We start from the raw sequence: 23,996 nt of genomic DNA, 5'->3' as shown, positions 1-23,996 counted from the left end.
CACTGGTGGCATGACGTTCGGAGCCACGCCATCGCCGAATCCCCGCCCGCCCCGCTCGCGCGCCCGCCGGTTCGTCCCGTTGGGCATCGCCGCCTGGATGGTGTTGGAGATCTGGCTGCTGACGGTGGTCGCCGGCGCCACCAACGGCCTGACGGTGTTCCTGCTGCTGGTCGCCGGGGTGCTCGTCGGCGGCGCGGTGATCAAACGCGCCGGCCGCCGAGCCTGGCGGAACCTCACCGACGCCCTCCAGACCACCGGCGCCCCCGACGCCCCGCGGGAGACCGGCCCCGCAGGCACCGGCAACACCCTCCCGATGGTCGGCGGGCTGCTGCTGATCCTTCCCGGCCTGCTCTCGGACGTGCTGGGGCTGCTCTGCCTCTTCCCGCCGACCGGCCGCCTGATCCTGCGCCGCGCCGACAAGCTGCTGGCCCGCCGCCCCGGCTTCACCCCCGGGTCCTTCGGCGATGCCTACCAACAGGCCCGGATGCACCGCCCGGACGGCAAGGTCGTCCAGGGCCAGGTGATCCACCCCGACGACCCGCCGCCCACACCCCGCCAGGATCCGCCGCTCACCCGCTGAAACGGCCGTAGGGGGCACCGGAAGCGGTGCCCCCTACGGGTTTTGATGCCTGCCAAGGCATGCGCACGCACGGCAGGGGCCGGTGCCACCGTCGGTTGCGGTGGCACCGGCCCCTGCCGCGTGCCGTTAGGCTCGGTCCGCTCTCAGGCGGACTTGCGGTTGGTGTCGCGCGGATGCACGGCGATGTTCATGGTGCCGGAGCGCAGGACTGCCAGCCGCTCGGCCAGCACCTCCTCCAACTCCTCGCGGGTCCGCCGCTCCATGAGCATGTCCCAGTGCGTACGCGCGGGCTTGCCCTTCTTCTCCTCAGGGCCATCCCCATCCACCAGAAGAGAGGGTGCACCGCAAACCTTGCACTCCCACTCCGGCGGAATCTCGGCCTCAACCGAGAACGGCATCTCGAAACGATGTCCGTTCTGGCATGCGTACTCCACCGCCTGGCGCGGGGCCAGGTCGATGCCGCGGTCGGTCTCGTAGCTGGTCACCACGAGGCGCGTGCCGCGGAGAGCTCGCTCACTCATGAATCGTGCCTCCCGGGCTTGTCGCCCACAGGACAGGTGTCGCTGTCGTCGTCATCCGGTCAACGTCCGGTCGGCGGTGAAGATTCCCGTCATCGGGACATACGTCGCCTGCGTCGCCCGTCGTGCCGCCCCTTGTTGTACCCACCAACGCCCGGTTTGTCACATCTGGCAGCAGATGTCACCCAGCGCCTCATGGAGTTGAGCGCGCAGTAACGGTCCGCCTGGTGAGCCAAAGGCGTACACTACCGCCCCACGCCCTCAAGGGCTAAATCCGGTCAGGTATCGGATTCCCGTCCGTCACGTCCGTTGCGCCTGGGCCTTCGCCGGCGGGGCATCTCAGACGCGTTGCACGCGGAAAAATACTCCGCTTCCTCGCCGCGCGGGAGCGGATGGCGGAACAAGAGCCAGGCAGTGCCCCGCCCTCGCCCGACGAGAGCCCCTCGCCGCGGGGCCAACGTGGTCTGATCCGGCCCCAGTTCCCCCCTTCCTCGGAAACGAAGTCGGAACCGAGACCGGAAGCGAAGGTCGACGCCGCCCTGGTCATCGGCCCCTCCTCCCATCCGTTACGATCATGGCGCAGCTCCGGCCAGCGGGCGGGAGCGATGCGTCTGTGGTCCAAGGCAAGACGTCCACCAACCGGTGGGAGATGCAGGTGCAAGGCCTGCCGGGCGCTCCACGCAAGGCCCCTTCCGTTGCAGGGAGGGGCCTTCTCGCGTCGCGGTCGTTGTCGCTGAAGTCCTTTCAGGGGCGGGCGGTTGCCGCGCGTGGGCTCACGAGGCGCGCTGCGATCTTCCCCCGGCGATGCGCGCCCTGTGTCCCGGTCTCGCCCCATACGATCGCCACTCGGGAATGAGCTGGCAGGCGTCTGGATTCGGGATCGGGGATGCGGATGGGTCCTTCCGTCACGCGCTGGCCCCGGTACGTCCCGTTCATGCCGGCCGCGATGATCGTCGTCGGAGCCCTCTGGAACCTCTTCTCACCCCGCGAATACTGGGGCGACTACCTGCTGGTCGCGGCCGTGACCGTGGCCGGAGCCCTGCTCTCGCTGCGGTACACGATCGCCGCCGGGGCGGCCATCCTCCTCGTCGAGGCGGGGCTGTTGTTCGTGGGCGGCCATCTCCGCAACGTCGTCGCGTCGGCGATCGAGCTGGCCAACCTGGCGTTCACCGCGCTCATCGCCATCGGGGTCAACCGGGTCGTCGCCCGCCACGGACGTCGCCTGGCGACGGTGCGTTCCGTCGCCGAGGCCGCCCAACGGGCCGTGCTGCCCCCGCCGCCGACGCGGGTCGGCCCGTTGGCCGTCGCCGCGGTCTACAAGGCCGCCCAGATCGAGGCGTTGATCGGCGGCGACGCCTACGCGGTGCAGGACACCCCGTACGGCACCCGGCTGCTGATCGCGGACGTGCGGGGCAAGGGGATGGGCGCGATCGGGGCGGTCGCCGCGCTGCTGGGCGCGTTCCGGGTGGAGGTGGACCAGGCGCCCGACCTCGCGGCGTTGGCCGGGCGGCTGGAGCGCGCGTTGCTCAAGGAGGGCGCGCTGCGCGAGGAGGAGGTCCGGATGGAGGGCTTCGTCACGGCGCTGCTCGGCGAGATCCCGCCGGGCCGGGACCGGGTGCGGCTGCTGAACTGCGGCCACCCCGCCCCGTATCTCCTCGATGGCACGGCCGTGTCCGTACTGGAGCCGGCCGAACCGGGGCTGCCCCTGGGCATGAGCGGCCTCGGCGTGCCGCAGGCCGAGGCCGAGACCTGGCTCCTGCCGCCCGGCGGCACTCTCCTGTTGGTGACCGACGGCGTGACGGAGGCCAGGGACCGCACCGGGGCCTTCTACGACCCGGCGCGCGGGCTGAGCGGCCGGGGCCCGTTCCGGCAGCCGGACGAGGTGATCGAGGCGCTCGTCTGTGACGTCGAGCAGTGGACCGGTGGCCCGCGCGACGACGACATGGCGATCCTGGCCATCACGCGGCGCGACGGCCGGCCGGTCGGCCGGTGAGGGTCCCGGTGGGGGCTCTCAACTTTCCCGTACTGCTTGGCAATTGCTCGGCAGGGTTGTGATGATCGACGTCATCACCGTCGCGATGGCGGACCAACGCGGCCGCCGGCGCTCGGTGGTGGGTTGGGCGGACCGCGTCGAGCACGTCGCCGGCGGCGGCGAGGAACTGGACGTGCCCGCCGTGCCGTGCCGCAGTGGGTTGGGCGACCCCGCCGTCACTGATGCCAACACCCCCGCTCCATCAGCACCGTTCGCAGCGTTTCGAGGTCGTCGGTCATGATGCCGTCCACGCCCAGCTCCAGTAGTGCGCGCATCCGGTCGGCGTCGTTGATCGTCCAGACGTGGACCTGCATGCCCAGCGCGTGCGCGGCGCGGAGGAAGAGCGGGTCGACGACAGGGAGGCCGGACTGCCGCTCGGGGACCTGGACACAGACCGCGCTGCGCCGCACCGCCGCGCCCAGCAGCCGGTCCAGCGGCAGCGCCCCGCGCCCGTAGGAGCGCAGGCGCAGCCCGGCCACCCCGCGGGTGCCCAGCGAGCTGGCCATCCGGCCGCCGGCCAGTCGCTGCGCCCGCGCCACCCGGGCCTCGGAGAACGAGCCGACGCACACCCGGTCCCAGGCGCCGGTGCGGCGCAGCAGGGCCAACAGCGGTTCCAGCGCGCCCTCCGCCTTGAGGTCGACGTTCCACCGCGCCTCCGGGAACTCCTCCAGCAACTCCTCGAACAGCGGCAACGACTCCCGGCCGGCGACCCGGGCCCGGCGGACCGCCCGCCAGGGGAGGTCCGCGAGGGTGCCGCGGGCGTCGGTGACCCGGTCCAGGGTCGTGTCGTGGAAGGCGACCAGGGCGCCGTCGGACGTGGCGTGGAGGTCGGTCTCCAGATAGCGGTAGCCGAGGTCCACGGCGCGGCGGAAGGCGACGGCGGTGTTCTCCAGGCCGTCCGCGGTGCCGCCCCGGTGGGCGAAGGGCAGTGGGCGGGGGTGGTCGAGGTAGGGGTGGCGCAGACGCGTCGCAGGGGTCACTCAAGGCAGTATGGCGCGCCTCGGTGACGGCTCGGGGGAGCGGGCCACCACGAGCGACGGTTGTTCGGCCAGCCCCTCGATCGCGAAGCGGCGGAGGAAGAACTGCGCCAGCGGCCCGATCGCCAGCGCGTACACCACCGTACCGACGCCCACGGAGCCGCCGAGCGCGAAGCCCGCGACCAGGACCGTCAGCTCGATGCAGGTCCGCACCAGCCGGAGCGGGCGGCCGGTGCGCAGGTGCAGCCCGGTCATCAGCCCGTCGCGCGGGCCGGCGCCGAAGCGGGCCGAGAGGTAGAGGCCGGTCGCGGTGCCGTTGAGGAGCACCGCGGTCACCAGCAGCGGGATGCGGACGGCCAGCGGCCGTACCACGGGCACGAGTTCCAGCGTCGCGTCCATGACGAGCCCGAGGATCACCACGTTGGAGACCGTGCCCAGGCCCGGCCGCTGGCGCAGCGGGATCCACAGCAGCAGGATCAGTGCCCCGGTGACGATCGTGACGGTGCCGATCGTCAGTCCCGTGTGCCGCGCGATGCCCTGGTTGAAGACACTCCACGGCTCCAGCCCCAGGCCGGCCCGGACCATCAGGCCCATGCTGACCCCGTATGCCACCAGCCCCACGTAGAGCTGCACGAGCCGGCGCGGTAGGTGCGACCGCCCGACGGCGGACCTCTGGGTGACGGACACTACTCTTCCCCCTCCTGGCAGGATTGGACTGGCGCGTGTCACGATGTGGCATGTCAGGGCTCCGGATGTAGAGCCAATTCGGGGAAGGTGGACTGATCTTCATGGCCCAGTGGACCTCCGCGGTGGGGGCGCCCCAGCTCGCCCGCCTGCTTCGCTCGCAGGACCCGCGGGCTGCCGAACTCACCACAAACGGGCGGAAGTTGCCCGCCTACCGCAGCCTCGCCGACGGCGTCCGCCGGCTCGTCCTCGAAGGCCGGGTCCCGGTCGCCGCCCGACTGCCCGCCGAGCGCGAGCTGGCCGCGGCCGTCGCCGTCAGCCGCACCACCGTCGCCGCCGCGTACGAGGCGCTGCGCGCCGAGGGATTCCTGGAGTCCCGGCGCGGCTCCGGTAGCTGGACCGCCGTCCCGGCCGGCAACCCGCTGCCCACCCGCGGTCTGGAGCCGCTCCCGCCGGAGGCCGCCGGCTCGATGATCGACCTCGGCTGCGCCGCCCTGCCGGCCCCCGAGCCCTGGCTCACCCGCTCCGTCCAGGCCGCCATGACCGACCTGCCGCTGTACGCGCACACCCACGGCGACTACCCGGCCGGCCTGCCGGCCCTGCGCCAGGCCCTCGCCGACCGCTACACCGCCCGCGGTATACCAACGATGCCCGAGCAGATCATGGTCACCACCGGCGCGATGGGTGCCGTCGCCGCGATCTGCCGGCTGTGTACGGGCCCCGGCGAGCGGGTGGCCGTCGACTCGCCCTCGTACGCCAACATCCTCCAACTGATGCGGGACGCCGGCGCCCGGCTCGTCCCGGTCGCCCTCGGCGAGCAACTGACCGGCTGGGACATCCCGGTCTGGCGCCAGGTGATGCGCGACGCCGCGCCGCGGATGGCCTACGTCGTCGCCGACTTCCACAACCCCACCGGCTCCCTCGCCACCGAGGACCAGCGCCGCCGCCTGGTGGACGCCGCCCGCTCGGCCGGCACCCTGCTCGTCGTCGACGAGACCATGACCGAGATCGTGCTCGACCCGGACACCGAACTGCCCCGCCCGGTCTGCGCGTTCGACCCCGCCGGCAGCTCGGTGATCACCGTCGGGTCGGCCAGCAAGGCGTTCTGGGCCGGCATGCGGATCGGCTGGGTGCGGGCCGCGCCCGACATCATCCGCAGCCTGGTCGCCGCCCGCGCCTACTCCGACCTCGGCTCGCCCGTCCTCGAACAGCTCGCCATCGCCTCCCTGTTGGAGAGCGGCGGCTGGGAGGAGGCCGTCGCGATCCGCCGCGAGCAGGCCCGGGTGAACCGCGCCGCGATCGTCGAAGCGCTCCACCGCCACCTGCCCGACTGGGAGTTCAGCGTCCCGCGCGGCGGCCTCACGCTCTGGGTCCGCACCGGCGGCCTCTCCGGCTCCCGGATCGCGGAGGCGGGGGAGCGGTTGGGGGTACGGGTGCCGTCCGGCCCGCGGTTCGGCGTCGACGGCGCCTTCGAGGGCTTCGTGCGGCTGCCGTTCACGGTCAGCGGCGCCGTCGCCGACGAGGCGATCGTGCGACTGGCGCGGGCCGCCGAGCTGGTGGCCACCGGAGCCCCGATCGAGGCCGAGCCGCTGCCGGCATTCGTGGCCTGAGGGGCGCAGACCACTTGCGGTCTGATCAACTTCGGCTACTTAGCGGCGAGTTGACGTTATGGCAACTCCCGAACCGCTGACGCGACGTCACTCCGTAGCGGAGCCTTCCGCGTTACGACCGCCCACCGGCGTCGCCGTCGTGCCGGGCTTCGCGAAGGACACCGGTCGGGGCGCGGTGGCGGCCCGCTCGGTGGCGTCCGCCGGCACCGCGCGTTCCGGCAGGAGCGCCAGCACGGCCCGGCGGTGGGCCTCGCCGGTGGCGTCGTCGAACGGGTCCGGAGTGGCGGGCACTTGGAGCCGCAGCACCGGGCCGGTGCCCATCCGCGCATAGCCGCGGCCCGGCGGTACCTGGGGCAGCGGCGTGGTGTGCGGCGGCGCGCCGAGCACCGCCTGCACCTCCTCGGCGGTCGCCGGGCCGAGCACGACCCGCGCCTTGGTGTGCGCCCGCACCGGGTCGGCCAGCAACTCCGCGGTCTCGAACTGGTCGGCCACCACCACCGTCACCTGGGCCGCCCGCCCGTGCCGCAAGGGGACCTGGAGCAGCCGCTGAGGATCGTCCTGCCCTTCCACCGCCGCCAGATGGGACAGCGCCGTCAGCCGGTCCGCGATGATCCACAGCGGTCGACGGGCGTCCGCCGGCGCCGGCTGCCCGGCCTGCTGCGCCCGATTCGTGACGATCAGTCGGCGCTCGGTCTCGTGCGTCGCCCACTCCAGCGTCGCCAGCGCACCGGCCAGCCCGCTCTCCACGGCCAGCACCCCGTGCCGCCCGGCCAGGCACCCGAACTCCCCGGTCCCACCACCGTCGATGACGACCACGTCGCCGTGGCGCAGTGCCTGGATCGCGAGCGAGCGGAGCAGCGTCGTCCCGCCGGCGCCCGGCTGGCCCAGGGCCAACAGATGCGGTTCGGCGGACCGCCGGCCGGTGCGCCAGACCACCGGCGGCTCGTCCCGGACCTCGCCCCCGCAGATCACCGGCAGCGTCCGCTGCACCGACTCGGGGTCGGTGAACCCGAGAACCGTCTCGCCCGGCGCGGTCACGAAGCGCTGCGCCGCCAGGTCCGTCGGCAGCGGCCCGAGCGCCGCCATCGCCAACTGGTTGGCCGCCTCGTCCCAGTCGAAGCGGTACTCCCGGCCGCGGCCGGACTTGGCCTGCAGCAACTGCTCGACGCGGACCCGGGACAGGTCCTCGCCGTCGGGGAAGTACGCCGGGTACGTCAGCCGCAGCCGGGTCGGCCGCCCGCCGTCGTCGAAGGCGTACGCGGTGAACGCCCGCTGCCAGTCCCCGTCGTGGGCGTAGAGCGGGCTGGGGTCGGCGTCGGCGGAGAAGTGGGGCACCAGCGCCTCGTAGAGTGCCTGGAGGCGCTCGGTCTCCGCCTCGCTCGGGCCGCTGCCCGCCACGGCCGGCGTCCGGTCCCGGCCCACCCAGGCCGCCACCCCCGTCACCGCGATCACCGCGAGCAGCGGACCGTACGGCACCAGCGCCACGATCAGCACCCCGGCGCCGAGGAGGAAGCACAGCGGGCCGCGCCGCTCCCTGGGGGTCGCGGCCCAGCGTCCCCGGCCGGCGGCCACCAGGCGGCGCAGGCCCCGGCTGATGGTGATCAGCGGGTGGAGCACGTCGGTCGCGCCGTCGGCCGCGGTCCGCGCCAGTTCGCGGCCGCGGGCGATCGGGGCGCTGCTGGTCAGGGCGTTGCCGGTGAGGATGCGGGGGAGGGGGCGCCGGGCCACGGCTGCTCTCCTGGTGCTCGTAGGGACGGCGGGCCGGCTCGGTGGGGGCGACGAGCCGGGGTCTCGCGCGGCGCCGCCCGGACGGGACGGGGCGGGGCGGCCCGTGCGGGCGCCGCGTGCGGGCGCCGCGTGCGGGCGCCGCGCGCGGGCGCCGCGTGCGGGCGCCGCACTGCTGGCGGAGCGGCTAGAGCTTGATCCCGCCGAGCAGGCTGGCCAGGCTCGCGCCGCCGGCCTTGATGCTGGGCGCGATGGCCGAGCCCGCGAGATAGAAGCCGAAGAGTGCGCAGATCAGCGCGTGGGACAACTTCAGGCCGTCCTTGCGGAAGAAGAGGAAGACGATGACACCGAGCAGGACGACGCCGGAAATGGACAGAATCATGAGGTTCTCTCCTGGGTGTGGGGACGGTCACCGTGAGTTCTTCCAGCCTCGCCGCCGGTATCAAGCCAAGAAAAGCTGCAAATGGCGGATTTATCGGGGAAATCCCCCAAACGGTCCAGCGGTCGTGTGAACCTCCTCCGCCCCAAGACCCCGGCCCGCCGCGCTCGCCGCCCGCCGGACCCGGCACAATCGTGACGTGTCAAAGCCCAGGAAGCCGTCGAGAACCGTCCCGCAGCGCGGCCGGCGCACGCCGCCCGCGCCGGCCCCCGTCACCGAGGACGCACCCTGCCCGTGCGGCCGCGAGGCGAGCTACGGGGAGTGCTGCGCCCCGTTCCACCAGGGCCGGGCCAACGCCCCGACGGCCGAGCGCCTGATGCGCTCCCGCTACAGCGCCTTCGCCGTCGGCGACACCGCCTACCTGCTGCGCAGTTGGCACCCGGCGACCCGCCCCGCGTCCCTCGAACTCGACCCCGCGCAGCGCTGGACGGGCCTCACGATCCTCGCCACCACCGGCGGCAGCGCCTTCCACCAGGAGGGCACGGTCGCCTTCCGCGCCCACTACGAGGTGCGCGGCCGGGCCGGCGACCAGTACGAGAACAGCCGCTTCGCCCGCGAGGACGGCCGCTGGGTCTACGTGGACGCGCTGCCCGACGCCTGACCGCTCAGGGCCGGTCGCTCTCCGGCCCCGTGCCGAGCCGACCGCGCAACTGGTCCAGCTCCCGGCGGTCGCGCTTGGTGGGCCGGCCCGCGCCGCGGTCCCGTACGGCGGTGACCGCGACCGCCTCGCGCGGCGGCGCCGGCGGGCTGTTGTCGACGTAGCACTCGACGGCGACCGGCGCACCGACCCGCTTGCGCACCAGCCGGGTCACCACCACGATGCGCTCCCGGCCGGCGTGCCGCAGCCGCACCTCGTCGCCGGGCCGCAGGGCGTGGGCGGGCTTGACCCGCTCACCGTTGACGCGCACGTGCCCGGCCCGGCAGGCCGTCGCGGCCGCGGAGCGCGTCTTGGTGAGCCGCACCGACCAGATCCAACTGTCGACCCGGGCGGTGGTCATCCCCTCGTCTGAAGCCATGCCGTGACTCTAGAGGAACGGCGGGCCCGGCCGGTCGGGAGAGCCGCGGCCGGGCGGCACGGATCAGGTCGCGGTGGTCTTCGACGTCCGCTTCGCCCCCGCCGACTTCTTCGCCGCGCTCTGCCCGGTGGTGGCCGAAGTGCCGCCCGCCTCACCGGTGTTGGCCTTTCCGGTCTTGCTCGTCGCGCCCTTCCCGCCCGCGGCCGTGCGGCGCGGCTCCCCCTTGGGCGCCGACTTCTTCGCCGCGGCCTTCTTGGTGGCCGTGCCGCGGCCCCGGATCGGGGTGACCGAGGCGGCCTCCCCGTCCGCGCCGGCACCGCGGGCGGCCCGCACGCTCTTCTCCAGGGCCGCCGTCAGATCGATGACCCGGGCGCCGGGCGCCGCGGTGTCGGGGGCGACCGGGGCGCCGCCCGCCAGCTTGGCGGCGACGAGCTCCTCCACCGCCTCCCGGTAGTCGTCGTGGAGTTCGGCCGGGTCGAGCGCGCCCAGCGAATCCATCAGCATCTCGGCCAGCTTCATCTCGTTCTCGCGGATCCTGACGTCCTCCGGTGCGATCCCCTCCGCGGGGCGCACCTGGTCCGGCCAGAGCAGCGCGTGCATCACCAGCGCCCCGTCGTGCGCCCGCAGCATGGCCAGCGTCTCCCGCCCGCGCAGCGCCACCCTGCCGATCGCGACCTTCGCGTGGTGCTCCAGCGCCTCCCGCAGCAGGGCGTACGGCTTGACGGCGGAGGCCCCGTTGGGCCCGAGGTAGTACGCCTTGTCCAACTGGAGCGGGTCGATCTCGGCGGGGTCCACGAACGCGAGGATCGACAGCGTCTTGGCGGTCGGCACCGGCAGCCGGGAGAGGTCCTCGTCGGTGATCGGCACGACGGTGTCGTCGCCGGGCGGCTGATACCCCTTGCCCACCTCCTCGTTCGGCACCTCCTCGCCGTCCAGTTCGCAGACCTTGCGGTACTGGATCGGCGCGCCGTCCGCCTCGTGGATGCGGACGAAGGAGACCGACGAGGTGCGGTCGGTGGCGCTGTAGGTCTTCACCGGGATCGTGACCAGGCCAAACGAGATGGACCCGTTCCAGATGGATCGCATGGTTCGTCCCTTGTGTGGGATTCTCAATGGTATGTCGCCGATCACCGTCGTGGAGGGGCGGCGCCTGACGCTGACCCACCTCGACAAGGTCCTCTATCCCGAGACCGGCACCACCAAGGGTGAGGTGCTGCACTACTGCACCACCACCGCGGACGCGCTGCTGCCACACCTCCACGGCCGACCGGTGTCCTTCCTCCGCTATCCCGACGGACCCGACGGCCAACGCTTCTTCACCAAGAACGTGCCGCCCGGCGCGCCCCCTTGGGTGGCGAGCTGCGAGGTCCCCCATTCGAGGTCGGGGCCCGCCCGACAGGTGGTGCTCCAGGACCTCGCCTCGCTGGTCTGGGCGGCCAACCTCGTCGTCGAGCTGCACGCCCCGCAGTGGACCTGCGACGCCCCGGGCCTGGCCGACCGGCTCGTCTTCGACCTGGACCCGGGCGCGCCCGCCACCGTCGTCGAGTGCTGCGCCGCCGCCCGCTGGCTGCGCGACCGGCTGGCCGCCGACGGCCTCGACGCCTACGCCAAGACCAGCGGCTCCAAGGGACTGCACCTCGTCGTGCCGGTCGAGCCCACCCCCGCCGACCACACCACCGCCTACGCCCGGACGCTCGCCGTCGAGGCCGGCGCGGCCCTGGGGGAGCTGGTCACGCACAAGATGGACCGGGCGCTGCGGCCCGGCAGGGTCTTCATCGACTTCTCGCAGAACGCCGCCGCCAAGACCACCGCGGTCGCCTACACCCTGCGCGCCCGCCCCCTCCCGACCGTCTCCACCCCGGTCACCTGGGACGAGGTGACCGACTGCACCGCGCCGAACCAACTCACCTTCCTCTTCGGCGAGATCGCCGCCCGCCGCGAGCGCTACGGCGATCTGCACGCACCGCTGCTCGATCCGTCCCGGGCCCGCCCGGTACCACGCGGGGCCCGACGCCGACGCTCCGCGTAGAGCCGCCACCGCGGCGACGAAGGCGACCGGCGGGCCGCTCCTCGCCGTCGCCGTACTGAGGTCTCGTCAGACGGCGGGCGGCAACGCGCAGCCGGCGCGGGCCAGTTGGTCGACGTCGCGCACTCCTCCTCCATCGCCCTCGGGTCGACGCGGACTCCCCGCCAGGCGGACTGGCCGCCAACTCCCCCTGTTCCCAGCTCCATTGGCACTTGCCGGACGTGTGTACCGCCCTCGGGCCGTTCACCCTGTTGCCTGACCTCGTCCGTGGTGCGCGCCGGGAACCGGGTGGCCGGACCGTGGCCGACGAGGCGTCACGGCCGACCGGGGAGGCGTGCCCGGTCCGGTACTGACGGTGCGTGGGACAGTGGTCAGCGGCGTGGGGCGGCCCGGAACCGTATGGAGTAGGCCAACCGGCGCGCTGCCCGCGGCGTTCTTAGCGTGGCCACATGTCGAGAGCGAGTTGGCCCCCCGTCAGAGCCTTGACCGCAGCGGCCGTCTGCGCCGCGAGCCTGCTGGCCCTGTGCGGCCCGGTGGTCGCCGATGGTCCGTACGGCATCGACGACCTGCGCGGCGCACCGCCGGCCCCGACCGAGAACCTGCTGGACGAGCACGGCGCGCAGTTCCTGCCCAGGCGCGGCGTCCCCGAGCCGCCCCGGGTGTCGGCCCTGTCCTGGGCCGTCACGGACCTGAGGAGTCACCGGATCCTCGCGGCCAAGGACGCCCACCGGCAGTTGCCGCCGGCCAGCACCCTCAAGACCCTCTTCGCGTTGACGCTGCTGCCGAAGTTCTCCCAGGGCGCGGTGCGCACCGTCTCCAGTGCCGACCTGGCCGGCATCGAGGCCGGCAGCGCGCTCGCCGGCATCAAGGAGGACATGCCGTACCGCGTCGCGGACCTGTGGCACGGCGTCTTCCTCAGCTCCGGCAGCGACGCGGTGCACGCCCTCGCGGCAATGAACGGCGGCTGGACGAAGACCATCAACGACATGCAGGCGACCGCGGAGCGGCTGGGCGCCCGCGACACCACCGTCGAGTCCGCCGACGGCTTCGACACGCCCGGCCAGTTCTCCTCCGCCTACGACCTCTCCCTCTTCGGCCAGGCCGGGCTCACCAACCGGGACTTCGCCCGCTTCGCCGCCACCAAGACCGCGCACCTCCCGGAGGACGCCGGCCCGGACGCGTACGGCATCCAGAACACCAACCGGCTGCTGGTCGGCTCGCACGGGGTGACCCCCTACGACGGCCTCATCGGCGTGAAGAACGGCTACACCACGCACGCCGGCAACACCCTGGTCGCCGCCGCCCGGCGCGGCGGCCGGACGCTGCTGGTCACCGTCATGAACCCGCAGTCCGGCGCCGAGAACGCGGTCTACGAGGAGGCCCGCGCCCTGCTGGACTGGGGATTCGCCGCCGCGCCCCGTGCCGCCGCGGTCGGCGTGCTGCCCGCCCCGACCCCTGACCGGCGCGAGGCCGGCACCGAGCGGGCCGCACACCAGGCACCGGGCACCGCACTGCACCAGGCGTCGACGGCCCGGTCGGCCGGCCACCAGGACGACGTCATCCTCTTGTCCTTCTCGGCCGCCGGGGTGGTGGCACTGACCGTGCTGGGCACCGCGCTGTGGTGGCGTCGGCAGCCGTCTGGCCCCGACGGCGCCGGACCGGAGAACTGACGGGCCATCTGGACCTCGCACAGATGTCTGATCGGTCGGGGATGCGGAGGGCCCGGTGTGGCCTTGCCCGGTGAAGCGCGACGCGTTTGCCATGGTTTGTGATGACTGGCGGGCTCGGTCGGTGTAGCGTCCTGATCAGCTGTCGTGGTTCCGAAGTGCCGGGCGCCCGTGGAGCATTCACGGGCGTTCTTGCTGTCCGGTACGTCTCCGGACCAGGGCGATCACCTCCGGGTTCCGCGGGGTGCGGGAGCCGATTCGGGCCCATAGAGCGAAGGAGACGCAACATGGCTTCGGGCACGGTGAAATGGTTCAACTCGGAAAAGGGCTTCGGCTTCATCGCGCAGGACGACGGCGGCGCCGACGTCTTCGCGCACTACTCCAACATCGACGCCACCGGCTACCGCGAGCTGCTGGAGGGCCAGAAGGTCACCTTCGAGGTCACCCAGGGCCAGAAGGGCCCGCAGGCGGAGAAGATCCGGGTGCTGGCCACCCCGTGATCGCGGCCCCGCCGCACCCGACGGCGCCCGCCCCCGCGCACGGGGGCGGGCGCCGCCGCACGACCACACGCCTACGGGCGGCGGTCGTTGAGGATCTTCTGGAACAGCCGGTGGTCCCGCCAGGCGCCGTTGATGTGCAGGTAGTTCTCCGCCGTGCCGTAGAGGGTGAAGCCGCAGCCGGTCAGCACCCGCTGCGAGGCGACGTTCTCCACCAGGGCGCCGGCCTCCACCCGGTGCAGGCCCAGCTCCTCGTCGGCCGCCGCGCAGACCGCGCGCAGTGCCGCGGAGGCCAGCCCGCGGCGCACCTGACCTGCGTCTATCCAGTAGCCGACGTTGGCGCTGCGCAGCGGGCCGTAGGTGATCCCCGACAGGGTGATCGCGCCCGCCACGTCCGGTTCCCCTGAGCCGTCGTCCGACGTGCGGACCAGGACCCAGAGCGCCAGCCGCCCGGCCGCCTGCTCGGCGAGCTGGGTGCGGAGCCGCTCCGCCTGGCCGGTCGGGGTGTAGAACGCCTCGCCGCGGTCCGGTTCGGTCCGCCGGAGGTGCTCGCGGCTGCGCTGGTAGGCCCGGGAGAACCCGACGGCGTCGGCGAGCTCGGCGGGGCGCATCAGGACATCCGGGGCGAGCCGGGCGGACGTGGTGATCATCCGTTCAGACTAATCCCGAAGCGTGCCCCTGTCCCCGGCCGAGCCGGGAATCACCGAGGCGTCACTGCGGCGGTTGGTCCGTGTCCCGGTCCGTTCCGCCGAGCTGCTCCTTGAGCTTGTCCTGGGCGGTGTCGATCTGGCCCGAGTACTTGCCCTGGGTCTTCTCGTCGGCGTAGTCGCCGGCCTTGTCGATGCCCTTGCCGGCCTGGTCCTCGTGGCCCTTGAGCATCTGCTTCAGCTTGTCCAGAACGGACATGGAACGCCCTCCTCAGCAGGGACCCCCCTCGACACCAGCATCGCCCCCGAACGGGCGATCTGCATCAGGAAGAGCTGGGAATCGGCGCCTTCAACTGGTCACTGATGAATTTGATGGAACTGGCGTCCATGCCCTTTTGATAATCCCAGGCATTGTGCCGGCCGCCGGGAATCATCTGGAGCGCGGTGTGGATCGGGCCCTTTCCGTACTTCTCCCGGAAACGCTTCACGGGGTTGATGACCGAGGCGCCTTCCTTGGTGCCGGCCTGGAATGCCAGATAGACGTCGGGCCCGCCCTTCTTGAGGAGTTGCGCCGCCAGCTTCTCCGGGTTGTTGGCGTCCTTCTCCTTCTGGTGGCCGGCCCACATCGGGGAGTCCGGGACGATGTCCGGGCCGCTGGCTATCGCCGCCTTGAACTTCTCCGGGTACTTCAGCACGGACTTCAGGCTCGCGAAACCACCGGAGGACGAGCCCATGAAGGCCCAACCGTCCCGGGAGTTGAAGGTGCGGAAATTGTTCTTGACCAGGTTGACGACGTCATCGGTCAGCCAGGTCCCCATCTTCGCCTGGCCGGGAATGTCACTGCCGTCGTGGTAGCGGGTGTCCGGATTCAGCATCGGCATCACCACGAGGAACGGCAGGCTCTTTCCCTCCTCGGTCCACTTGGTGAGGTTCTCCTGCAACTTGATGTCGCCACCGACCCAGTAATTGGTGACGCCGCTCTTGTCCTGCGGGCTGCCCAGGCCGCCCGGCAGGGCTATCAGCACGGGAAAACCGCTCTTGGCGTATTTGGGGTCCTGGTATTCCTTGGGGGCCCACACCCAGACGCTGCCGGTGACCCCGGACTTCGCGCCCTTGAGTGTGGTCCTGGCTATGTGCGTGTCGTCATCGAGGGTGCGGGTGATCCGGAACTCGCTCTTGGGCCCGGTGGGCATGCGGGTGTCCCGGTCGACGGGCTTGTCCGGGGCGGCCGCGCTGCCCGGGGCGCCCGCGTTGAAGTCGACCGGGTTGCCGTTCTCCGAACAGCCGGCGAGGAGGGCGCAGGACGCGACGAGGACGGCCGTGAGCGCGCGGGCATAGGGGTGTTTCAACGGTGGCTCCGCTACTGGTGATCACGTGCGAGTGACCATGACGATCAAGTGCAAGTAACCATAAAGAGGTAATTAGGGCGCCGCTGGTTCCGTGGTGCGCCCAACGGCCCGCTCGACGGGCAGCGCGCCCCGGTCCGGCCGAGAATGCAGCGGTGAGCGATGAACACCGCGGTGCCGATGACACCGCCCCCCGCGCGGTACCGGGCGATGAGGAGCGACGGCTCGCCAGGAAGGCGCTGGCCGGCCGCGCGCGGGACGCGGCGGATCTGTCGTTGCTGATGGACATGCTCGGGCTGGACCCCGGGCGGGACCCGGGCCGGAAGGCGGCGCCCGGCCCCGGTCCGCGGCGCGGCGGCCGAGGGCGTGCCACCGGCCGGGACCGGCGGCACGGCGCCCGCCGGGACACCTGCCGCGACGCCCGCACCCCCTCCGCCGACCCCGGCTGAAGAACCCCGCGCCCGGTCAGCCGGCCGGGTGGCCGTCCGCCGCGCGGCGCAGCCGCAGCGTGACGAGCTGGCACGGCCGCAGCGCCATCCGGACCGTGTCGCCCTCCCGCTCCAGGGCCGGGCCGTCCTCCGTTGGGCGTTCCAGGAGGTCGGTGGTGACCGCCCCGGCCAGCACAAAACCGGTGGTCAGAGCCGCTCGGGCCCGACCGCCGCGGGACTCGTGAAGGCGCACCACCACATCGCCGCTGCGGTCGTCGGCCAGCTTGACCGCGGTGACCACCACCGCGTCGTCGTCCACCGTCACCAGCGGCGGCACCGCACCGGACCCGATCACCGCCCGCTCCGGCAGATTGATCCGGTGTCCCTCGCGGACCGCGTCGCCCAGGGTCGCGCCCGGCACCAGCGCGTAACGGAAACGGTGGCTGCCCTGGTCCGTCTCCGGGTCCGGGAAGCGCGGGGCGCGCAGCAGGGACAGCCGGACGGTCGTGGTGGTGCCCCGCTCGCCGCCGTCCCGCACGGTGCGGGTCACGTCGTGCCCGTACGTGGCGTCGTTGACCAGCGCCACGCCCCAGTCCGGTTCCGCCGCGTGCACGAACCGGTGCGCGCACGCCTCGAACTTGGCCGCCTCCCAACTGGTGTTGGTGTGCGTCGGCCGGTACACGTGCCCGAACTGGGTCTCCGCCGCGTACCGCTCGGCGTGCAGGTCCAGTGGGAAGGCGGCCTTGAGGAACTTCTCGGTCTCGTGCCAGTCCACCTCGGTGTCGATGTCCAGCCGCCGCTGCCCGCGCGCCAACGTCAGCGTCTGCACCACCCGCGACGAGCCGAAGCGCCGGACGACGCGGACCGTCGCGGCGTCCGGGGACGCCTCGGCGAGCGCGACTTCGTCCGCGTCGGTCAGATCGGTGACCACCTCGCGGTAGAACGCGTCCACGTCCCAGGCATCCCACATGTTGGGGAAATCCGGGTGGAGTTGGAGCAGGTTCGCGGCCGCGCCCGGTGCGATGGCCTCCCGGCCCGCGGCCTCGTCGTACGCGGAGACCACCAGGCCGCGACCGTCGATCTCGATCCGCAGCAGGTCGTGCCGGAGGACGAACCCGCCGCCCGGGCGCGGTCCGGCGGTCACCGGGGCGCCCTCGACGACCGCGGGGGCCACCCCGCCCGCCGGCACCCCGCCGCGGGCGTGCGGCGCGGAGTTGGCCACCAGCCGACGGTCGCCGCCGCCGGCGAGGGCCGCCAGCGCCGTGCCGATCAGCCCCTCCAACTCGGCGGCGACGGCGGCGTAGGTCCGTTCGGCCTCGCGGTGCACCCAGGCGATGGACGAGCCGGGCAGGATGTCGTGGAACTGGTGCAGCAGCACCGTCTTCCAGAGCCGGTCCAACTCCTCGTGGGGGTAGGGGAGTCCGGTGGTGACGGCGGCGGTCGCCGACCACAGTTCGGCCTCCCGCAACAGGTGTTCGCTACGGCGGTTGCCGCGCTTGGTGCGGGCCTGACTGGTGAGCGTCCCGCGGTGCAGTTCGAGATAGAGCTCGCCCACCCACACCGGGGCGTCGGGGTGCTCGGCCTCCGCCCGCGCGAAGAAGTCGGCCGGCTTCTCCCACCGCACCACCGGCGAGCCCTCCAGGCTCCGCAGCCGGCGGGCCTTGGCGACCATCTCGCGGGTGGTGCCCCCGCCGCCGTCGCCCCAACCCGTCGGCGCCAGCGAGTGACGGGCGGTGCCCTTTTCCTTGAAGTTCCGTGCCGCATGGGCGAGTTCGGCGCCCGAAAGCTGGCAGTTGTAGGTGTCCACCGGCGGGAAGTGGGTGAAGATCCGGGTGCCGTCGATGCCCTCCCAACGGAACGTGTGGTGCGGGAAGGAGTTCACCTGGCTCCAGGAGATCTTCTGCGTCAGCAGCCACTTCGCCCCGGCCGCCTTGATGATCTGCGGCAGCCCCGCCGCGAAACCGAAGGTGTCCGGCAGCCACGCCTCGTCGTTCTCGACCCCGAACTCCTCCAGGAAGAACCGCTTCCCGTAAACGAATTGACGGGCCATCGCCTCGGAGCCAGGCATGTTGGTGTCCGACTCCACCCACATCCCGCCCGCCGGAACGAACCGGCCCTCCGCCACCGCCCGCTTGACCTTGGCGTAGACCTCCGGCCGGTGCTCCTTGATCCAGGCGTACTGCTGTGCCTGCGACATGGTGTAGATGAACTCCGGCTCGTCCGCCAGCAGCGCCGTCATGTTCGCCGTCGTCCGGGCCACCTTCCGGACCGTCTCGCGCAACGGCCACAGCCACGCCGAGTCGATGTGCGCATGCCCCACCGCGCTGATCCGGTGCGCGGACGTCTGCGCCGGCGCCGCCAACACCTCCCGCAGATGCCTGCGCGCCGCCGGGGCCGTCGCCCCCACGTCCTGGAGGTCCACCGCGTCCAGCGCCCGGCTCACCGCCCGCAGCACCTCCCAGCGCCGCGGCGCGTCCACCGGCAGCTCCGCCATCAACTCACCCAACACCTCAAGGTCCAGGGCGAGTTCCCACACCTCGGCGTCGAACACCGCCAGGTCCATGCGCGCCAGCCGGTACAGCGGCGCGGTCCCGGCGGTCTCCGGATCGCCCAACGCCGTCGGTTGGAACGGGGGGACGTCGAGGATGACGGGGTTGGACGCGGCCTCCAGATGCCATTCGACGCGCTCACCGCCGAGCACCGGCTCGCCCACCCGCACCCACTGGTTGCGCGGATTGAGCCCCTTCACCGGCGTCCCGTCCGGCAGGTACACCAGCGCCTCGCACTGGAAGCCCGGCATGCGCTCGTCGAACCCCAGGTCCAGCACCGCCTCCACGGTCCGCCCCGCCCACGCCTGGGGCACCGTGCCCCGCACCCGGAACCACGTCGTCGCCCACGGCGCGCCCCAGGCATCCCCCACCGCCACGGGGGTGTGCGCGGCCCCCAACCCCTCGGCCACGGAAGCCGCTCCCCGGGGTCTCGACGCCGCTCGACCAGGGGAGCCCCCACTCTCCGGCGCCACCCAGGCCGCCACCTCCAGCGGCACCGACTCCGGGTACACGGCGGGCCGGATGCGTTCGTTGAGCACCCGCTTGAGGCGGGCTTCGACCAGTGCGCGATCGTCATGCATGGCTTACGACTCCAGAGGTCGGGGTGGGGCGGTGGTGCGGGCAGGCCCTAGCGCGAGGGGTGCCCCACCTCCTCGGGGGTGCACACCTCGGTGATCCCACGTGACGTCAAATAGTCGATATCCGTGGCCAGTTCGGCCAGAACCACGGCGGGGCGGGCGCCCTGTCCGGCCAGCTCGGCCCAGGCTTCGAAGACCGGCCCGCCGGGCGCACACACCGACCGGTGCGGCGCCGCCTCGGGGTCCCCGGCGTCGACGACCAGTGCGGTGGTGCGCGCCGGCGGCCGGTGCGCGCGGCCCCGCCAGTGCGCCGCCGACTCCGCGAGAGCCCGCCCCACCGGCTTGACCGCGCGGTCCTCGGTGAGCAGGCCGAGCCCGTACTCCAGCTCCGGGAAGTCGGCCAGGGACCGCGGGACGTCGTAGGAGCACCACCACGTGATGCCCCAAAGGTCCTGGCAGTCAAGGGCGTTGGCGACCGTCGCGGTGGTGAAGTGAGGCGCGTCCGCCGTGGGGATGTGCGGAGCCGGGGCGCCCACCTCCTGGAGCCAGACCGGGCGGCGTGGGTCCCGCGCCCATGCCTTGGAGAGCTCGATGAGATAGGCCGCGTGCTGCTCGGTCGCCACCCCGGTCGGGCCGTGGCGCTGTGCGGTCCCGTTGAACACCCAGGAGTGCACCGCGGTCATTGCGCCGAGCCGGGCGGCGTGCGCGGGGGTGAAGGGATGGCCGTCGCGGTACCAGGCGGCGTCGTACGCGGCGTGCAGGTGTGGGCGGCCCGGCGCGCCGCGCTCGCAGGCGGCCAGCATCCGCTCCAACCAGGCCGTCGCCTGCGCGCGGGTGATGCGGTCCGGGTCCGGATGCGGGCCGTCCGAGAACTGGTTGATCTCGTTCCCGAGGGTCATCCCGAGGAAGCCCGGCCGGTCGGCGAGCGCGGCGGCCAGCGTCCGCAGGTACTCCTCCTGGCCCGAGAGCACCTCCGGGTCGGTGAAGAGGTTGCGGCGGTGCCAGGTCCGCGTCCAGGCCGGCAGGAAGTCGAAGCTGGAGAGATGGCCCTGGAGGCCGTCCACCGCGACGTCCAGCCCCCGCTCGGCCGCCGCGTCCGCCAACCGCACCAGGTCCTCCACGGCGCGCGGCCGGATCAGGGTGCGGTTGGGCTGGAACAGCGGCCACAGCGGGAAGACCCGGACGTGGTCCAGGCCGAGGGCGGCGAGGGCGTCCAGATCGGCGCGCACCGCGTCCAGATCGAAGTCCAGCCAGTGGTGGAACCACCCTTGACTGGGCGTGTAGTTGACGCCGAATCGGATTCGGCCGGGCTCGTGGGGTACGGGCATGAGTGGTCCAGTCCCTCCGGGTGGGTGTGGCGTCAGCCCTTGACGGCGCCCTCGCCGACGCCGCGGAAGAAGTAACGCTGGAGGCAGGCGAACAGCACGATCAACGGGAGGACGGCGATCACCGAACCGGCCGCCACCAGCCGCTGGTTGTCCGCGAAGGTGCCGTGCAGATAGTTCAGCCCCACGGTCAGGGTGAACTTCGACTGGTCGCTGAGCACGATCAACGGCCACAGGAAGTCGTCCCAGGCGCCGATGAACGCGAAGACCGCGACCACCGCGAGGGTGCCCCGGACCGAGGGCAGCGCGATCCGCACGAAGCGCTGCCAGGCATGGGCGCCGTCCACGAACGCCGCCTCCTCAACCTCGTACGGCAGGGCGGCGAAGGCGTTCCGCATCAGCAGCACGTTCATCGCGCCGATGCAGCCGGGCAGCACCACTGCGAGCAGGGTGTTGTTCAACTGCAACTGACGCATCGTCAAGAACTGGGCGACCATGATGCTTTCGACCGGCACCAGCATCGCCGCGATGAACACCACCGCGGCCACCCGTCGGCCCCGGAACCGCAACCGGGCCAGCGCGTAGCCCGCCAGCGCCGCGCCCACACAGTTGGTCAACACATTGGCTGCGGCGACCTTGAGCGAGTTCAGCGCGAAGTCCCAGACCGGGATGGTCCGCGCCACCGCGGCGTAGTTGGCGAGCGTGGGGTGGTGCGGAACCAGGCTCGGCGGATAGCGGTAGATGTCCTCGCCCGGGCCCTTGAGCGACGTCGACAACTGCCACAGGAACGGCCCGACCGTCAGGGCCAGCACGGCGAGCAGCAGCAGATAGCGGACCGCCAGCGACCAGCCGCGGCCGCGCCGCCGGTTCCGGTCGATCCCGGCGGTCATCGGTCCTCCCGGCGATTGGCGCGCAACACCAACAACATCAGCCCCAGCGTGAGCACGAAGACCACCACCGACAGGGCCGAGGCATAGCCGATGCGGCCGCTGAGCCCGGTGCCGGTCTGTTGGACCAGCATCACCAGCGTGGTGTCCTCCCCGCCCGGGCCGCCGGTCGCCCCGGCCAGCAGATAGACCTCGGAGAACACCTTGAACGCACTGACCGCGGACAGCGCGGCCACCAGCACCATCGTCGAGCGCACCGCCGGCACCGTGACGGTCAGGAAGCGCCGCACCGGCCCGGCCCCGTCGACCGCGCACGCCTCGTGGAGCTCCCGCGGCACCTGCGTCAGCGCCGCCAGATAAATGATCATGTAGTAGCCGAGGCCCTTCCAGACCGTCACCGCCATCGCGCTGAGCAGCAACAGCCAGGGATCGCTGAGGAAGCCGGCCCGCCCGAACCCCAGGGCATCCAAAAGGGCGTTGATCAGCCCCCGATCGTCCAGCAGCCACACCCAGATCAGCCCGACCACCACGACCGACGCGACCACCGGAAGGTAGAACGCGGCCCGGAAGAAGGTGATTCCCGGGATGCTCCGCCGTACGAGCAGGGCCAGCAGCAGCGGCAGCACCACCAACGGCGGCACCACGCCCAGGACGTAGAGCACGCTGTTGCGCAATCCCGTCCAGAACATCGGGTCCTGGACCATCTCCCGGTAATTGGCGCCCCCGGTGAACCGTCCGGCCGTCAACGTCCGGGCGTCGGTGAAGGAGTTGACCACCGTGCTGACGAACGGATAGAGGCTGAATCCGCCCACGACCAGCAACCCGGGAGCCAGGAAGAGCCAAGGGCTGGACGGCAATTGCGTGCGAACTACCCGACCGCGGCCGGAATGTGGTGCCCCGTCACCCGCCGCGGCCTTCCGTATGTCCATCCCCGGCCTCAGCCGGTCTTCAGCAGGCGATTGCATTCACTGGCCGCGGAGTCCAGCGCCTGCTGCGGCGACTGCTTGCCCTGCAGCGCGCGGGCGACCGCATTGCGCAGCACCGTCTTCATCTGGTCGCTGAGCAGCACCGGGGTGTAATTCACCGCGCTCTTCAGGGATTTCGCCGCCGCCACCCGCACCCGGGTGGCGTCCGTACCGTCCTCTTTGGTGAAGTACGGATCGTCCAACGCCCCCGCGCTGCTGGGGAAGACCGCGACCTGTTGCGCGAACGCCATCTGGTGCCGCCGGTCGGTCACGAAGTGCGCGAGCGCCACCGCCGCCGGCTTCACCTTGCTCCGCGCGCTCACCATCAGGCCCTGCACATACATATTGGCCTTTCCGGTGTTGTTGACGGCATCGGTGATCCCGATGTTCTTGTAGAGGCCCGGCGCGTCCCGTTTGAAATTCGCCAGGTCCAGCGCGCTGCCCGGATTCATCGCCACCGACTGCTGCTCGAACTTCCGCCCCGCCGACTCGGCGACGGCCGTGAGCGCCTGCGAGTCCAGCGCGCCGGCCGCGTACAACTCATTGTAACGGGTGAGGAGTTGGACGCCCTTGGGCTCGTTGAAGGTGAACGCGGTGCCCTGCGCGTTCATCAGGTGGACGCCGTAGCGGCCGAAGTCCTCGATCGACGGCGTGCTGGCCAGCATGGCGATCTTCCGGTCGCTGTTACGGGCCATGGCGAGGGCGTCCGCGAACAGCCGGTCATAGGTGGTCGGCGGTTTCTCCGGATCCAACCCGGCCTTCCGGAACAGGCCCTTGTTGTAGAACATCGGGCCGGTGTTGAGATACCACGGGAAGGCGTAGACGCCCGACAACCCCGGCATCTCATTGCTCTTCCAGGCGCCGTCCAGATACTCGCCCCGGTATTTCCCGGCCGCCTTACCGACATTGAGCGCCAGCCCGGCCTTCGCCAGCGGATAGGCCAGGTCCGGTGACACATTGACCACGTCCGGCAGCGTGCCGGCGGCCGCGTCCGCGCTCAACTTCTGCGGATACCCCTCGGCCGGCTGATCGATCCACTTCACCGTGGTGCCCGGGTACTTCTTCTCGAACTCCGCGATGACCCCGTCGAAATACTTCTCAAAACGCGCCTTGAGATTCCACGTCTGGAAGGTGACCTGACCCGCCACCTTCCCCGTCGCGCTGTCGATGTCCCCGCCGCCGTCCGCACCGCCGCACCCGGACAGCAGGAGCACCGAGGCGGCGAGAACCGCAGTGGCGGCGGGTGTCCGACGGGAATGACGATGCATGGCCGGCTCCTTGGCTACAAGTGCTCGGAAGTGCTCGGACCAGATATCTGTCGCAGGTCATCGCGGCGCCCGGATCCGGTTCCCCGTCACGGTTTCCACGGCTCCGGATCGCGCCGCGGCCGACGCTACTAATGCGATTTAGTAGGTGTCAACACCCCGGTACCGCAAGGATTTTGAGGAGCACTGCCCCGGAGCGCCGGGCATTGTTTGACAGTCCCGGCCGCCCTGATCA

Annotated in this window: 23 protein-coding genes and 1 pseudogene; 9 read left to right on the top strand and 15 right to left on the bottom strand. The window is 72.0% G+C overall.

The genetic code is table 11. From position 1 onward, the window contains the following. The first annotated feature begins 10 nt into the window (after positions 1-10). Positions 11-580: an FxsA family membrane protein gene (gene fxsA, locus PV796_RS06830; RefSeq protein WP_274912013.1), complete on the top strand. Its 570-nt coding sequence runs from the start codon at positions 11-13 to the stop codon at positions 578-580. A 143-nt stretch (positions 581-723) separates the two neighbouring features. Here fxsA and PV796_RS06825 read toward each other — a convergent pair whose 3' ends face one another. After that, positions 724-1,101, bottom strand: a complete 378-nt coding sequence (locus tag PV796_RS06825) for an RNA polymerase-binding protein RbpA (RefSeq protein ID WP_006601711.1) — start codon at positions 1,099-1,101, stop codon at positions 724-726. A 604-nt stretch (positions 1,102-1,705) separates the two neighbouring features. On the opposite strand from PV796_RS06825, the pseudogene PV796_RS06820 reads away from it, so the two are divergent. Together PV796_RS06820 and PV796_RS06815 are read left to right on the top strand one after the other, a co-directional pair. Then, positions 1,706-1,777: pseudogene (locus PV796_RS06820) on the top strand. Positions 1,778-2,032: 255 nt separating this feature from the next. Then, positions 2,033-3,091, top strand: coding sequence for a PP2C family protein-serine/threonine phosphatase (locus PV796_RS06815; RefSeq protein ID WP_274912012.1), 1,059 nt, complete (start codon positions 2,033-2,035; stop codon positions 3,089-3,091). 215 nt (positions 3,092-3,306) lie between these two features. On the opposite strand, the gene PV796_RS06810 is transcribed toward PV796_RS06815, so the two are convergent. Both PV796_RS06810 and yczE read right to left on the bottom strand, forming a co-directional pair. Beyond that, positions 3,307-4,110, bottom strand: coding sequence for a glycerophosphodiester phosphodiesterase (locus PV796_RS06810; protein WP_274912011.1), 804 nt, complete (start codon positions 4,108-4,110; stop codon positions 3,307-3,309). Continuing rightward, on the bottom strand, positions 4,111-4,701 hold the full coding sequence (gene yczE / locus PV796_RS06805; RefSeq protein ID WP_274918891.1) for a membrane protein YczE: 591 nt from the start codon (positions 4,699-4,701) through the stop codon (positions 4,111-4,113). 194 nt (positions 4,702-4,895) lie between these two features. Between yczE and PV796_RS06800 the strand changes: the two genes are divergently transcribed. Next, on the top strand, positions 4,896-6,401 hold the full coding sequence (locus PV796_RS06800; protein ID WP_274912010.1) for an SCO1417 family MocR-like transcription factor: 1,506 nt from the start codon (positions 4,896-4,898) through the stop codon (positions 6,399-6,401). A gap of 87 nt (positions 6,402-6,488) precedes the next feature. Here PV796_RS06800 and PV796_RS06795 read toward each other — a convergent pair whose 3' ends face one another. Further along, positions 6,489-8,129: a hypothetical protein gene (locus PV796_RS06795; protein WP_274912009.1), complete on the bottom strand. Its 1,641-nt coding sequence runs from the start codon at positions 8,127-8,129 to the stop codon at positions 6,489-6,491. Positions 8,130-8,313: 184 nt separating this feature from the next. After that, complete coding sequence (locus tag PV796_RS06790) at positions 8,314-8,508, bottom strand: hypothetical protein (RefSeq protein WP_016576341.1); 195 nt, start codon at positions 8,506-8,508, stop codon at positions 8,314-8,316. 196 nt (positions 8,509-8,704) lie between these two features. Between PV796_RS06790 and PV796_RS06785 the strand changes: the two genes are divergently transcribed. After that, positions 8,705-9,166, top strand: coding sequence for a YchJ family protein (locus PV796_RS06785; RefSeq protein WP_274912008.1), 462 nt, complete (start codon positions 8,705-8,707; stop codon positions 9,164-9,166). 4 nt (positions 9,167-9,170) lie between these two features. On the opposite strand, the gene PV796_RS06780 is transcribed toward PV796_RS06785, so the two are convergent. Continuing rightward, a complete protein-coding gene (locus PV796_RS06780) occupies positions 9,171-9,581 on the bottom strand; it encodes an RNA-binding S4 domain-containing protein (RefSeq protein ID WP_274912007.1) in 411 nt (136 codons plus the stop codon). Between the two features lie 63 nt (positions 9,582-9,644). Further along, positions 9,645-10,667, bottom strand: a complete 1,023-nt coding sequence (gene ku, locus PV796_RS06775) for a non-homologous end joining protein Ku (protein WP_274912006.1) — start codon at positions 10,665-10,667, stop codon at positions 9,645-9,647. 31 nt (positions 10,668-10,698) lie between these two features. Here ku and ligD point away from each other — a divergent pair, with 31 nt between their 5' ends. The 3 genes from ligD (at position 10,699) to PV796_RS06760 (ending at position 13,774) form a co-directional block, all read left to right on the top strand. Beyond that, positions 10,699-11,610, top strand: coding sequence for a non-homologous end-joining DNA ligase (ligD, locus tag PV796_RS06770; RefSeq protein ID WP_274912005.1), 912 nt, complete (start codon positions 10,699-10,701; stop codon positions 11,608-11,610). A gap of 446 nt (positions 11,611-12,056) precedes the next feature. Next, positions 12,057-13,277, top strand: coding sequence for a D-alanyl-D-alanine carboxypeptidase family protein (locus tag PV796_RS06765; RefSeq protein WP_274912004.1), 1,221 nt, complete (start codon positions 12,057-12,059; stop codon positions 13,275-13,277). A gap of 284 nt (positions 13,278-13,561) precedes the next feature. Next, positions 13,562-13,774: a cold-shock protein gene (locus tag PV796_RS06760; RefSeq protein ID WP_221910256.1), complete on the top strand. Its 213-nt coding sequence runs from the start codon at positions 13,562-13,564 to the stop codon at positions 13,772-13,774. 71 nt (positions 13,775-13,845) lie between these two features. Here the strand turns inward: PV796_RS06760 and PV796_RS06755 are convergent, their stop codons facing one another. The 3 genes from PV796_RS06755 to PV796_RS06745 all read right to left on the bottom strand — a co-directional run bounded on the left by PV796_RS06755 (position 13,846) and on the right by PV796_RS06745 (position 15,767). Continuing rightward, on the bottom strand, positions 13,846-14,421 hold the full coding sequence (locus PV796_RS06755; protein WP_274912003.1) for a GNAT family N-acetyltransferase: 576 nt from the start codon (positions 14,419-14,421) through the stop codon (positions 13,846-13,848). Positions 14,422-14,482: 61 nt separating this feature from the next. After that, positions 14,483-14,677 carry an antitoxin gene (locus tag PV796_RS06750; protein WP_274912002.1) on the bottom strand — a complete coding sequence of 65 codons (195 nt, stop codon included), beginning with the start codon at positions 14,675-14,677 and terminating at the stop codon, positions 14,483-14,485. 64 nt (positions 14,678-14,741) lie between these two features. Further along, positions 14,742-15,767 carry an alpha/beta hydrolase gene (locus PV796_RS06745; protein ID WP_274912001.1) on the bottom strand — a complete coding sequence of 342 codons (1,026 nt, stop codon included), beginning with the start codon at positions 15,765-15,767 and terminating at the stop codon, positions 14,742-14,744. A gap of 152 nt (positions 15,768-15,919) precedes the next feature. On the opposite strand from PV796_RS06745, the gene PV796_RS06740 reads away from it, so the two are divergent. Beyond that, entirely contained in the window at positions 15,920-16,213 is a 294-nt protein-coding gene (locus PV796_RS06740) for a hypothetical protein (protein ID WP_274912000.1), read from the top strand. Between the two features lie 16 nt (positions 16,214-16,229). On the opposite strand, the gene PV796_RS06735 is transcribed toward PV796_RS06740, so the two are convergent. The 5 genes from PV796_RS06735 to PV796_RS06715 are packed head-to-tail and all read right to left on the bottom strand — an operon-like array spanning position 16,230 to position 23,764. Next, positions 16,230-19,322 (bottom strand): alpha-mannosidase, encoded by a 3,093-nt coding sequence (locus tag PV796_RS06735; protein WP_274911999.1) that lies wholly within the window; start codon positions 19,320-19,322, stop codon positions 16,230-16,232. A 47-nt stretch (positions 19,323-19,369) separates the two neighbouring features. Continuing rightward, positions 19,370-20,647, bottom strand: coding sequence for a glycoside hydrolase 5 family protein (locus PV796_RS06730; RefSeq protein ID WP_274911998.1), 1,278 nt, complete (start codon positions 20,645-20,647; stop codon positions 19,370-19,372). A 32-nt stretch (positions 20,648-20,679) separates the two neighbouring features. Next, positions 20,680-21,534 (bottom strand): carbohydrate ABC transporter permease, encoded by an 855-nt coding sequence (locus PV796_RS06725; RefSeq protein WP_274911997.1) that lies wholly within the window; start codon positions 21,532-21,534, stop codon positions 20,680-20,682. Beyond that, positions 21,531-22,460, bottom strand: a complete 930-nt coding sequence (locus PV796_RS06720) for a carbohydrate ABC transporter permease (RefSeq protein ID WP_274911996.1) — start codon at positions 22,458-22,460, stop codon at positions 21,531-21,533. Before PV796_RS06720 ends, PV796_RS06725 begins: the two co-directional genes overlap by 4 nt. 8 nt (positions 22,461-22,468) lie before the next feature. Beyond that, positions 22,469-23,764, bottom strand: coding sequence for an extracellular solute-binding protein (locus PV796_RS06715; protein WP_274911995.1), 1,296 nt, complete (start codon positions 23,762-23,764; stop codon positions 22,469-22,471). Positions 23,765-23,996 lie beyond the last annotated feature (232 nt).

The organism is Streptomyces sp. WZ-12 (assembly GCF_028898845.1).
Taxonomy (GTDB): domain Bacteria; phylum Actinomycetota; class Actinomycetes; order Streptomycetales; family Streptomycetaceae; genus Streptomyces.
The sequence above is the reverse complement of the archived record's forward strand: the minus strand, read 5'-3'. Positions and strand labels throughout refer to the sequence as shown.

What these genes read in the sequence shown, in the direction of transcription:
- PV796_RS06735 (WP_274911999.1), bottom strand. Translation starts at nt 19,322, where the DNA reads ATGCATGACGATCGCGCACTGGTCGAAGCCCGCCTCAAGCGGGTGCTC.
- PV796_RS06825 (WP_006601711.1), bottom strand. Translation starts at nt 1,101, where the DNA reads ATGAGTGAGCGAGCTCTCCGCGGCACGCGCCTCGTGGTGACCAGCTAC.
- ligD (WP_274912005.1), top strand. Translation starts at nt 10,699, where the DNA reads ATGTCGCCGATCACCGTCGTGGAGGGGCGGCGCCTGACGCTGACCCAC.
- PV796_RS06730 (WP_274911998.1), bottom strand. Translation starts at nt 20,647, where the DNA reads ATGCCCGTACCCCACGAGCCCGGCCGAATCCGATTCGGCGTCAACTAC.
- ku (WP_274912006.1), bottom strand. Translation starts at nt 10,667, where the DNA reads ATGCGATCCATCTGGAACGGGTCCATCTCGTTTGGCCTGGTCACGATC.
- PV796_RS06750 (WP_274912002.1), bottom strand. Translation starts at nt 14,677, where the DNA reads ATGTCCGTTCTGGACAAGCTGAAGCAGATGCTCAAGGGCCACGAGGAC.
- PV796_RS06800 (WP_274912010.1), top strand. Translation starts at nt 4,896, where the DNA reads ATGGCCCAGTGGACCTCCGCGGTGGGGGCGCCCCAGCTCGCCCGCCTG.
- PV796_RS06760 (WP_221910256.1), top strand. Translation starts at nt 13,562, where the DNA reads ATGGCTTCGGGCACGGTGAAATGGTTCAACTCGGAAAAGGGCTTCGGC.
- PV796_RS06720 (WP_274911996.1), bottom strand. Translation starts at nt 22,460, where the DNA reads ATGGACATACGGAAGGCCGCGGCGGGTGACGGGGCACCACATTCCGGC.
- PV796_RS06765 (WP_274912004.1), top strand. Translation starts at nt 12,057, where the DNA reads ATGTCGAGAGCGAGTTGGCCCCCCGTCAGAGCCTTGACCGCAGCGGCC.
- PV796_RS06780 (WP_274912007.1), bottom strand. Translation starts at nt 9,581, where the DNA reads ATGGCTTCAGACGAGGGGATGACCACCGCCCGGGTCGACAGTTGGATC.
- PV796_RS06790 (WP_016576341.1), bottom strand. Translation starts at nt 8,508, where the DNA reads ATGATTCTGTCCATTTCCGGCGTCGTCCTGCTCGGTGTCATCGTCTTC.
- yczE (WP_274918891.1), bottom strand. Translation starts at nt 4,701, where the DNA reads ATGGGCCTGATGGTCCGGGCCGGCCTGGGGCTGGAGCCGTGGAGTGTC.
- fxsA (WP_274912013.1), top strand. Translation starts at nt 11, where the DNA reads ATGACGTTCGGAGCCACGCCATCGCCGAATCCCCGCCCGCCCCGCTCG.
- PV796_RS06815 (WP_274912012.1), top strand. Translation starts at nt 2,033, where the DNA reads ATGCCGGCCGCGATGATCGTCGTCGGAGCCCTCTGGAACCTCTTCTCA.
- PV796_RS06725 (WP_274911997.1), bottom strand. Translation starts at nt 21,534, where the DNA reads ATGACCGCCGGGATCGACCGGAACCGGCGGCGCGGCCGCGGCTGGTCG.
- PV796_RS06755 (WP_274912003.1), bottom strand. Translation starts at nt 14,421, where the DNA reads ATGATCACCACGTCCGCCCGGCTCGCCCCGGATGTCCTGATGCGCCCC.
- PV796_RS06715 (WP_274911995.1), bottom strand. Translation starts at nt 23,764, where the DNA reads ATGCATCGTCATTCCCGTCGGACACCCGCCGCCACTGCGGTTCTCGCC.